The sequence below is a fragment of the Pseudomonas sp. BAV 4579 genome, from assembly GCF_009765395.1.
Classification (GTDB): domain Bacteria; phylum Pseudomonadota; class Gammaproteobacteria; order Pseudomonadales; family Pseudomonadaceae; genus Chryseomonas; species Chryseomonas aestiva.
On sequence record NZ_WHOV01000136.1, the window covers coordinates 1 to 10433 of the forward strand.

Sequence of the window (10433 nt, forward strand, 5' to 3'; positions counted from 1 at the left end):
GGTCAACGATGAATACGCCGATGTCACCTTCGCGCTCTTCGCGCTCAAGGCCCGGGGCGAGCCGCAACGGCTGCTGGCACGCGAGGCGGAAACGCTACGCCAGCGCCTGCTGCATGTGCCGGGGGTCAAGAAGGTCGACATCCTGGGTGAGCAGACCGAACGCATCTATGTGGAATTTTCTCACGACCGCCTGGCGACCCTGGGCGTGGCGCCGCAGGACATCTTCGCCGCGCTCAATGCCCAGAATGCCCTGACCCCCGCGGGCTCCATCGAAACCCGCGGCCCCGAGGTCTTTGTCCGCCTGGATGGGGCTTTCGATCAGCTCGATGCCATTCGCGATACTCCGGTGATCGTCAAGGGCCGCACCTTCAAGCTGGTGGACATCGCCATGGTGAAGCGTGGCTATGAAGATCCGGCCACCTTCGTCATCCGCAGCGGTGGCGAGCCGGCGCTGCTGCTGGGCATCGTCATGCGCGACGGCTGGAATGGCCTGGATCTCGGCAAGTCCCTTGAAAGCGAAGTCGGCAACATAAACGCTGAGATGCCCTTGGGCATGAGTCTGACCAAGGTGACCGATCAGGCAGTCAACATCGCCTCGTCGGTCGACGAGTTCATGATCAAGTTCTTTGTCGCCCTGCTGGTGGTGATGGTGGTGTGCTTCGTCAGCATGGGCTGGCGGGTGGGCATCGTCGTGGCGGCCGCAGTCCCCCTGACGCTGGCGGCGGTGTTTCTGGTCATGGCCGCCACCGGCAAGAATTTCGATCGCATTACCCTGGGCTCGCTGATCCTGGCCCTGGGCCTGCTGGTGGACGATGCCATCATCGCCATCGAGATGATGGTGGTGAAGATGGAGGAGGGCTATAGCCGGGTCAAGGCGTCGGCCTATGCCTGGAGCCACACCGCCGCGCCCATGCTGGCCGGTACCCTGGTGACCGCCGTGGGCTTCATGCCCAATGGCTTCGCCCAGTCCGCGGCGGGTGAATACACCAGCAACATGTTCTGGATCGTCGGCATCGCGCTGATCACCTCCTGGCTCGTGGCGGTGGTATTCACGCCCTACCTGGGCGTCAAGCTGCTGCCGGAGACCAGGACCGTCGAGGGTGGCCATGGTGCGCTCTACGACACGCCGCGCTACCACCGCTTCCGCCGCGTGCTTGGCCAGGTGATTGCGCGCAAGTGGCTGGTCGCCCTGCTGGTGATCGGCCTGTTCGTGGCCGCCATCCTGGGCATGGCTGTCGTCAAGAAGCAGTTCTTCCCCATCTCCGATCGCCCCGAGGTGATGGTGGAGGTGCAGATGCCCTATGGCACCTCGATCACCGAGACCGAACGGGCGACCGCCAAGGTCGAGGCCTGGCTCGCCCAGCAGGACGATGCCCGGATCGTGACCTCGTACATCGGGCAGGGGGCGCCGCGCTTCTTTCTTGCCATGAGTCCGGAGCTGCCGGATCCGTCCTTCGCCAAGATCATCATCCGCACCGACAACCCTGAGGCCCGCGAAGCACTCAAGCTGCGGCTGCGCGAGGCCATTGCCGCCGGACTCGCGCCGGAGGCACGGTTGCGGGTCACCCAGCTGGTGTTCGGGCCCTATTCGCCGTTCCCGGTCGCCTATCGCGTGAGCGGCCCCGACCCGCAGGTGCTGCGGCGGGTGGCGGGGGAGGTGGAGCAGGTGATGCGCGCCAGTCCGCTGATGCGCACCGTCAACAGCGATTGGGGCACGCGGACGCCGGTCCTGCGCTTCAAGTTGCAGCAGGATCGCCTGCAGGCGATAGGCCTGAGCTCGAACTCCGTGGCGCAGCAGCTGCAATTCCTGCTCAGCGGCGTGCCGGTGACGGCGGTCCGCGAAGACATTCGTACCGTCCAGGTGGTGGCTCGTGCGGCGGGCGACGTTCGCCTCGACCCCGCGCGACTGGGCGATCTCACCCTGGTCGGCGCCCAGGGCCAGCGTATTCCGCTGTCGCAGGTCGGCGAGGTGGAGGTGCAGATGGAAGAGCCGCTCATGCGGCGGCGTGATCGGGTGCCGACGATCACGGTGCGCGGCGATATCGCCGAAGAGCTGCAACCGCCGGACGTTTCCACCGCCGTCCTTGAGCAGCTGCAGCCGACCATCCAGCGCTTGCCGGCGGGCTATCGGATCGTACAGGCGGGCGCCATCGAGGAGTCGGGCAAGGCGATGGCGGCGATGCTGCCGATCTTCCCGCTGATGATCGCCTTGACGCTGCTCATCATCATCCTGCAGGTGCGTTCCATGGCCGCGATGATCATGGTCTTCCTGACCAGTCCCCTGGGGCTGATCGGGGTGGTCCCGACCCTGATCCTGTTTCACCAGCCCTTCGGCATCAACGCCCTGGTCGGGCTGATCGCCCTGTCGGGCATCCTGATGCGCAACACCCTGATCCTGATCGGGCAGATCCACCAGAACGAGCGGGACGGCCTGCCGCCGTTCCAGGCAGTGGTCGAGGCGACCGTGCAGCGCGCGAGACCGGTCATCCTCACGGCGCTGGCGGCGGTGCTGGCCTTCATCCCCCTTACCCATTCGGTGTTCTGGGGCACCCTGGCCTACACCCTCATCGGCGGCACCCTCGCAGGCACCGTGCTCACCCTCGTATTCCTGCCGGCCATGTACGCCATCTGGTTCAGGATCAGGCCCTCTCCCGCCCTCCACTGATCGCTCCCATCTCCTTCAATCCACGAAAAGGCACTGACATGTCGAAAGCAGAAGTTGTCCTCATCACCGGGGTATCGTCCGGCATCGGACGCACCACCGCCATGCGGCTGGCCGCACGGGGATGCCAGGTGTTCGGCACGGTGCGTAGCCAGCAAGGCGCTCAGGCCATCCCGGGCGTGGAGCTCGTCGACATGGACGTCCGCGATGAAGACTCGGTACGCCGTGGCGTTGCCGTCATCATCGCGCGGGCCGGCCGGATCGATGTCCTGATCAACAATGCGGGGGGGAGCCTGCTCGGTGCCCTGGAAGAGACGTCGATCGATGAGGCCCGCAGTCTGTTCGACACCAATGTCTTCGGTCTCTTGCGCACGATCCAGGCGGTGCTGCCGCACATGCGTGCGCAAGGCGCCGGCCGCATCGTCAATGTCAGTTCGGTGCTGGGCTTCCTGCCGGCGCCGTACATGGCGCTCTATGCGGCGTCCAAGCATGCGGTGGAGGGGCTCTCCGAAACGCTGGACCACGAGGTACGCCAGTTCGGGATTCGCGTTGCCCTGGTCGAGCCCTCGTTCACCCGGACGAACCTGGATCTCAACGCCCCTCAGACCGCCGTCAACCTTCCGGAGTACCAGCGGCAGTTCAGTCTGGTCGCCCAGGCCATCCAAAAGAACATTCGCAAGGCGCCTGAGCCCGATGGCGTGGCCACGACGCTCGTCGAGGCAGCGCTGGGCGCGTGGAAGATGCGGCACACGCCCAAGGGGGAGGCGTCACTCCTGGCCAAACTTCGCCGCTTCATGCCCGCCGGTCCCGTCGAGAAGGGCCTGAGAAGGACCTTCGGACTGGCCTGAACCGTGCTGGGCCGACACCCGGCTCACGCTTCTCGCCGGGTGCCCGTGAGAGATCCATTTTGCCAAGGAGCGAAGTCGACCCATGACCCACCTGAATAGCGCCCGTACCGGGGTTTCGTCGGCGCACAGCGACGAAGGGACGTCAGGTGCAGCGCCCGGCGCCACGTCACCCTGGCCAGTGTTCTGGGTGGCCGCTATCGCGGTATTCCTCGTAGCCATGGATGGCACCATGCTCTTCGCGGCATTCAGCGCCTTGCGGGCCGGCTTCGCGCAGGCGACGCCCGCGGACCTTTCCTGGGTGCTCAATGCCTACACGGTCGTCTACGCGGCCATGCTCATTCCGGCCGGTGGGCTAGCGGACAGGCATGGGCGCAAGAAGGTATTTCTTATCGGCGTCTGGCTGTTCGTGGGGGCATCCGTCGCTTGCGGCTGGGCAGGGAGCGTGGGGTGGCTGGTGGCGGCAAGGGTGCTGCAAGCCATCGGGGCTGCCTTGCTGACACCCGCGTCGCTGTCGCTGGTGCTGGCTGCCTTTCCGATCACTAAGCGGGCGGTGGCGGTAAGCCTGTGGGGCGCGGTCGGGGGCCTGGCCGCTGCAGTCGGTCCCAGCCTGGGCGCTTTCGTCGTCGCCACGCTCGGTTGGCAGTGGGCGTTCTACCTGAACGTACCCCTGGGCCTCTTCGCGCTCTGGCGGGGCACAAGACTGCTGACGGAGACGAAACAACAGGCCGAGGGGCGGCGGCTGGATCTGCTGGGCATGGGCTTGCTGGTGGTCGGCATCGGTGCCCTGGCGTTATCCCTCGTGCAGTCCGAGTCTCCGACTTGGTCATGGCCGGAGTTGCTGGGCGCACTGGGCGTCGGGTTGGCGTGCCTGGTTGGATTCGTCGTCTGGGCGCGCTCTGCCGCAGCTCCACTGGTGGATCTGCTGCTGTTTCACAACCGCACCTACAGTTACGTCAATCTCGCGACCCTGAGCTTCGGCATCGCATTTTCGATGATGTTCTTCGCCTTCTTCTTCTACATGAGCGCGATCTGGAAGTACCCGCTGCCCCTGGCCGGTCTGGCCATGATGCCGGGACCGCTGCTGGTGGTACCCACCGCTGCGCTGTCCGGCCGGGTAGCGAGCCGCTATGGCCACCGCCCGCTGCTGCTGATCGGATGCCTGGTCTACGCCATGAGCGGCCTGTGGTTTCTCCTGGTTCCAGGGCTCGAGCCCGCCTACCTGACACAGTGGCTGCCGGGCATGGTGCTCAGTGGCGTGGGCGTCGGCCTGGTGCTGCCCTCGCTGGCGGGCGCGGCGGTCAGTCGCCTGTCTGCCGATCACTACGCCGTGGGCGGCGCTATAAACCAGGCCATCCGCCAGATCGGATCGGTCATGGGCGTGGCTCTGACCGTTCTGCTCCTTGGCAGTCCCAGTCTGCAACGTGCCGACTTCGATCCCGTTTATCTGTGCCATATCGCCTTGGCGCTACTCACCGCAGCCCTGTGTTTGCCCGTGAATACGCTCCCCGGGGCCAGCAGCTTCCGGGCTCCGAATGCGACCGAAAACACCTTGGCAGAGGGGCGCTCGGAAGACTTTCCATAGACCGCTACCGGAAACGACTGCGATTAACGCTGCAAGGACAAGCCCTGGGGCCACCGACCTTGCGCACGCGCCTTGATCGGGCGCGAACAAGACACGAGGCCGCCCGCAGGCGCTTCGTCCATCGAGAGAAGAGGTAATGCAATGCAAGGCAACGACAGAACACGCATCGTGGTCACCGGCGTAGGTACCGTCAGTCCGTTGGGATGCGGTACCGAGGCTGTCTGGGCGCGGTTGCTGGCCGGTCGCTCGGGACTGAGCCTGTTGCCGGCCGAGGTCAGCGACGGGGTGGGCAGTCTTATCGCCGGTCAGGTACCGAGCCGCACCGACGATCCGGAGGCGGGCTACGACCCCCTGGTGGCCATCGCCGCCAAGGATCTGAAGAAGATGGATCGCTTCATCGAGTTCGCGCTGGTGGCGGCCCGGGAAGCCCTCGGCCAGGCCGGCTGGCAGCCAACCACCGAGGCGCAGCGCGAGCGGACAGCGACCATCATCGCCTCCGGGGTGGGCGGTTTCGGCGCCATCGCCGAAGCGGTGCGGACCACCGACGCCCGCGGCCCGCGACGACTCTCGCCGTTCACCGCGCCGTCGTTCCTGGCCAACATGGCAGCGGGCAACGTCTCCATCCAATACGGCTTCCGCGGTCCGCTGGGTGCGCCCATCACCGCCTGCGCCGCCGGTGTCCAGGCCATCGGCGACGCTGCCCGGCTGATCCGCAGCGGTGAGGCCGACATCGCCCTCTGCGGCGGGGCCGAGGCGGCCATCAACCGCGTCAGTCTGGGCAGCTTCGCCGTCGCCCGGGCCCTGCCCACGGGGTTCAACGACCGCCCAGAGCAGGCCTCGCGTCCCTTCGACAGTGATCGCGACGGCTTCGTCATGGCCGAAGGCGCGGGGCTGCTGGTGATCGAGACCCTGGAGCATGCTCTGGCTCGGGGCGCCACACCCCTGGCTGAACTGGTGGGTTATGGCACCAGTGCCGATGCCTACCATCTCACTGCCGGTCCGGAGGACGGCAGCGGTGCCCGTCGCGCCATGGCTCAGGCCCTGCGCCAGGCCGGCATCGATGCTGCCCAGGTTCAGCACATCAATGCCCACGCCACCTCCACCCAGGTGGGCGACAAGGGCGAGCTGGCCGCCATCCGCGCGGTATTTGGCGATGCGTCCCCGGTGGCCATCACCTCGACCAAATCCAGCACGGGACACCTGCTCGGCGCCGCAGGCGGCATCGAGGCGATCTTCACCGTGCTCGCGCTGCGCGACCAGATCGTGCCGCCGACACTGAATCTGCACCATCCGGATCCGGCTGCCGAAGGCCTGAATCTTGTCGCCTTGCAGGCACGGCAACTACCGATTGAGTACGCGCTATCGAATGGCTTCGGCTTCGGTGGGGTGAACGCCAGCCTGTTGTTCAGGCGCTGGCTGGGGGCCTGAGTGCTGCTGAACGCAGGAGCATCTGCTGCTTGGCGGCTCAAGCCGGAAGCGCTGCACAGGATTTTTTGGACTCGCGTAGCGGTAGGAGCGGCGTTTCCCTGCGTCGTCTTCAGATAGAAATGAGTCCACCAGGAAGAGAAGGCTCTCTTCCTGTTTTTCTCCAGCCGCTGCCCAGGATCCAACCGGGCCGCTGGCACCTCGTCAGATCACAAGACTGACGAGCACCCATCGTCCGGGAATACCGGACGCTGGCCTATGGATGCATACATGCAAGAATGTTTGTAAAACATCGGCCAAACGCTAAGCTGGCGAAACAGATGCCGTTTAAACGAGAGACCTATGCGCCGTACGAAGGAAGACGCTGAGCAAACCCGGCAAACCATTCTGGATGCAGCCGAGGCGCTGTTTCTCAGCAATGGTGTTTCACGCACCAGCCTCGAAATGATCGCCAGGGAGTGCGGATTCACCCGAGGAGCCGTGTATTGGCACTTCAGGGACAAGGCGCAGCTGGTCCACGAGATGCTCAATCGCATCCGCATTCCGCTTGACGAATTCACCCAGCAGTTGAGCGCGGATGGGGAGGGCGATTGCCTGACGAGGCTGTACGAACTGTGCGTCGAATGCATGGAGAAATTCGTTCAGCCGGGACGGGAGCGTCGTGTCATGACCATCCTGATGCACCGTTGCGAATTCACTCAGGAACTGCAGGAAGTCGAACAGCGGGAAAATGCCTTGACCCGCGAATTCGTGGCGCTCGTCGAACGCCTCTTCGACGACCAACGGCAGCGCCTGCAGGCCGCGGTGACGCCGAGAAGCGCCAGCCTGCAGCTGCATAGCCTGTTTTGCGGCACGCTCGCGGGCATCCTTCGTGACCAGGACATCTTCGCGCCGCTCATGGATGTACGGCTGATCTTCACCCTCTACTTCAGGTCGCTGGTGAAGGACTGGCCCTGACGGTGGACGAGCGGCGCGCCAGCGGAGCGAGGGACCGCCACTGACGCCTTGCTCCCTCTGGACGCGGTGCTGAGCTGTCCCGGGCGCTGGTTTTCAGCCCTCAAGGGGCGCTCCTGCAGGGCGATGGCGCTTTTCCGGCAGCGACCCGCACACTTTCGGGACGCTACCCCGTTCAGGCCGGCGCGCTCCCGGTCGCTACTTGAAACGAGCGGTGTAATCCGCCAGGTTGCCGGGCGTGATCAGCTCGTACGGCCGCCTGACCATCGGGTAGCCCATCCACCCCCACCACCGGAACCTGGCCCTTGCCCATTCCGGCTTGTTGCAGCGCCATGGCGGTGTTCCCCGGCCGCACGATCACGGCGTCCACGTTCTGCGCCAGGAAGCTCTGCACCTGGTTCAGCTGGCGCACGTCGTCGCCCTGGGCATCCTCGAATTGCAGGCTGATCTTTTCCGCCTTGCCGGCCTCTTCCAAATTGCGGTGGACATAGGTCATGAAGTTATCGTCGACCTTGGCGATGCTGACCCCGATACGGTAGTCGGCGGATTTCCGGCCAGGACGCTGAAGCGCGGCAGCACCCGACCGCAGGGAGCCCCGTGCTGGCGAGCGCGTCCCGGCCTGCCGCTCGCTGGCAGCATCAGGCCACGTGGAAGCGACCCACCAGCGCTTGCTGCTGTTCGGCCAGGTGGGCCAGTTCGCGGCTGGTGACGGCGGTCTGCTCGGCGCCGGCACTGACCTGGATGACCCGTTCATGGATGTCGCTGACGTTGCGGCTGATGTCTTCGGCGACCTGGCTCTGCTGCTCGGCGGCCGAGGCGACCTGGATATTGCGGTCGTTGATCAGGGTCACGCCCTCGGCGATCTCGCCCAGCAACTCACCGGCGCGGAGCATGTTGCCGGCGCCGGTCTGCACCAGGCCGAGGGTCTCCTGCATGGCCTCGACGGCGCGGTCGGCGCCGCTCTGCAGGTGGCTGATCATCTGCTGGATGCTGCCGGTGGATTGCTGGGTCTTTTGCGCCAGGGAGCGCACCTCGTCGGCCACCACGGCAAAGCCGCGACCGGTCTCACCGGCGCGCGCCGCCTCGATGGCCGCGTTCAACGCGAGCAGATTGGTCTGCCCGGCGATGCCGTTGATCACGTCCAGCACCAGGGAGATGGCGTCGCTCTCCTGCTTGAGTTCGACGATGATCTGCGCAGTGCGCTCGGCCTGCACCGAAAGCTTCTGTACCAGGCCGATGGTGGCCTGCAATTCGCGGCGACCCTGGGTGGTGCCGGCCGCCACCTGCCGCGAGCCCTCAGCGGCTTCGCTGGTGCTGCGGGCGACGTCCTTGACCGTGGCGCTCATCTCGGCGATGGCAGCGGCCATCTGATCGGTGCCCAGGCGCTGCTGGGTCACGTTCTCGCTGGTCTGGATGGCGACCGCCGAGGCTTCTTCGGCGGCGGTGGCGACCTGCTGGGTGGCCGCTCCGATCTCCTGGATGACCTGGCCGAGTTCCCGACTCATCAGATTGAGGTTGCCGGTGATGGTGCCGAATTCGTCCCGGCCCTGGTAGCCGCAACGGGCACTGAGGTCGCGGGTCGCCAGGCGGGTGAGGGTGCCGTTGACCTGTTCGACCGCCTGCCTGATGGTGCGGATGACCAGCCACGCCAGCACCGAAACGGCCGTCAGCAGCGTCAGCATTAGGCCGAGGGTGGTCCAGAGATCGCGGCTGGCGCCGGCGCGTAGCTGTTCGGTGGTGGCGATGATGCTGGCGCCCAGTTGCGTTTCCAGGGTGCCCAACTGATCGATGCGCCGGGTGGCCAGGTCGAACCAGGTGTCCGGCTGCACATTCAGCGGTCTGCCCGGCGTCGTGTAGAGCGCACGCCGCTGCAACTGCGCCAGCTCCAGGGCAGCGGGCTGCTGGAGGATGTTGTCGAACCGCTGGACGACCTCAGGCGCGGATCTCTGTCTGAAGGCGTCGGCGTAGGCGGTGAATTCGCCAAGATTGCGCGCGATCTGCACCAGTATCGGCAACTCCAGCCGATTCCTGTTGAAGGCTATGCCCAGCAGCGCGCGCTCGCGGCCGGCTCGTTCCTTCATCTCGACGAACAGATTCAGGGCATTCAGGGCGCGCTTGATCGCCGGATCCGCCACCTCGGCTTCGAGCTTGCCGTTGTAGCCGATCAATGCCTGGATCATCTCGGTATAGGCGGCACTGGACTGGGTACCACTGATCGTCAGGCCGTCCACGGTGGTGCGCACCCCGGGCAGGCCGTCGAGGAGCTTCAGCACGGGTTGCAGGGCGGCATCGTCGCCGGCTGCGAGTGCGCGCAGGCCGCCTTGGGCCTGGTCGCTGTCCTGGCGATAGGTCCGCAGGTCGTCGCGCAGGGCGGTGCCGCCACTGCTGAGAAAGGCGCCGCTGGCGCCCCGTTCACGCTGCAGGCGGGTGATCAGGGCGCTGACGCCTTGCGCCGTGGCGCTGGCGGTCACGGTGTGATCGAGGTTTTCCAGTGTCTGGTAGCGCTCCGTGAGGAAGAGACCGCAGATCAGCAGAAAACCGGTCAGGGGCAGGAGCAGGAGCAGGATCAGCAGCAGCTTGGTACTCAGGGCGGCGTTCTTCAGCATCGGTCAGTCCTTTAAGAGAAGACCCTCGCGCCTGCTGGGACGTGAGGGTTCGGTTCCGGAAGAGGTCACCGCGCAGGCATCGCTGGATGAGGGGATTCAGCTGATCAAGTCTGGCTATTGATTGCCGAAAAATCCTGGCGGCAGCGGTCTGCGGATGACCGGGGATGATGCCTGCAAGTAGCGTGCTAGAGCGGTTGAGTGCTGCGAGGGGCCGTTGCGAACGGCTGCTTTGCCGCCCGAGCGAAGAGGCGCTTGCGGCAGAGGCGGGCGGGCCGAAGAGCGCTTTGCCGCAGACGTCTGACGTCCGGATAGGTCGCGGTGTGTGAGGCGGGGCAGCCAAGGGCGGGAACGGGTGG

Annotated in this window: 7 protein-coding genes; 5 read left to right on the forward strand and 2 right to left on the reverse strand. The window is 65.7% G+C overall.

The genetic code is table 11. The features are described 5' to 3' along the window. The 5 genes from GSQ95_RS21795 to GSQ95_RS21815 form a co-directional block, all read left to right on the forward strand. On the forward strand, positions 1–2665 hold a 2665-nt coding region (locus tag GSQ95_RS21795; RefSeq protein WP_158973904.1), incomplete at its 5' end, for an efflux RND transporter permease subunit. Between the two features lie 38 nt (positions 2666–2703). Continuing rightward, positions 2704–3510 (forward strand): oxidoreductase, encoded by an 807-nt coding sequence (locus tag GSQ95_RS21800; protein ID WP_158896327.1) that lies wholly within the window; start codon positions 2704–2706, stop codon positions 3508–3510. Positions 3511–3592: 82 nt separating this feature from the next. Then, on the forward strand, positions 3593–5092 hold the full coding sequence (locus GSQ95_RS21805) for an MFS transporter (RefSeq protein WP_158896329.1): 1500 nt from the start codon (positions 3593–3595) through the stop codon (positions 5090–5092). A gap of 141 nt (positions 5093–5233) precedes the next feature. After that, positions 5234–6520, forward strand: a complete 1287-nt coding sequence (gene fabF, locus GSQ95_RS21810) for a beta-ketoacyl-ACP synthase II (RefSeq protein ID WP_158896331.1) — start codon at positions 5234–5236, stop codon at positions 6518–6520. Positions 6521–6859: 339 nt separating this feature from the next. Further along, complete coding sequence (locus GSQ95_RS21815) at positions 6860–7474, forward strand: TetR family transcriptional regulator (RefSeq protein WP_158896333.1); 615 nt, start codon at positions 6860–6862, stop codon at positions 7472–7474. Positions 7475–7646: 172 nt separating this feature from the next. Here GSQ95_RS21815 and GSQ95_RS27275 read toward each other — a convergent pair whose 3' ends face one another. Then, entirely contained in the window at positions 7647–8225 is a 579-nt protein-coding gene (locus GSQ95_RS27275) for a substrate-binding domain-containing protein (protein WP_158896335.1), read from the reverse strand. Then, on the reverse strand, positions 8110–10077 hold the full coding sequence (locus GSQ95_RS21825) for a methyl-accepting chemotaxis protein (protein WP_158896337.1): 1968 nt from the start codon (positions 10075–10077) through the stop codon (positions 8110–8112). The genes GSQ95_RS27275 and GSQ95_RS21825 overlap by 116 nt, the downstream gene beginning before the upstream one ends. Between the last annotated feature and the right edge of the window lie 356 nt (positions 10078–10433).

Excerpts from the sequence above, each read along its gene's own strand:
- fabF (WP_158896331.1), top strand. The coding sequence starts at position 5,234 with ATGCAAGGCAACGACAGAACACGCATCGTGGTCACCGGCGTAGGTACC.
- GSQ95_RS21805 (WP_158896329.1), top strand. The coding sequence starts at position 3,593 with ATGACCCACCTGAATAGCGCCCGTACCGGGGTTTCGTCGGCGCACAGC.
- GSQ95_RS21825 (WP_158896337.1), bottom strand. The coding sequence starts at position 10,077 with ATGCTGAAGAACGCCGCCCTGAGTACCAAGCTGCTGCTGATCCTGCTC.
- GSQ95_RS27275 (WP_158896335.1), bottom strand. The coding sequence starts at position 8,225 with ATGAACGGGTCATCCAGGTCAGTGCCGGCGCCGAGCAGACCGCCGTCA.
- GSQ95_RS21815 (WP_158896333.1), top strand. The coding sequence starts at position 6,860 with ATGCGCCGTACGAAGGAAGACGCTGAGCAAACCCGGCAAACCATTCTG.
- GSQ95_RS21800 (WP_158896327.1), top strand. The coding sequence starts at position 2,704 with ATGTCGAAAGCAGAAGTTGTCCTCATCACCGGGGTATCGTCCGGCATC.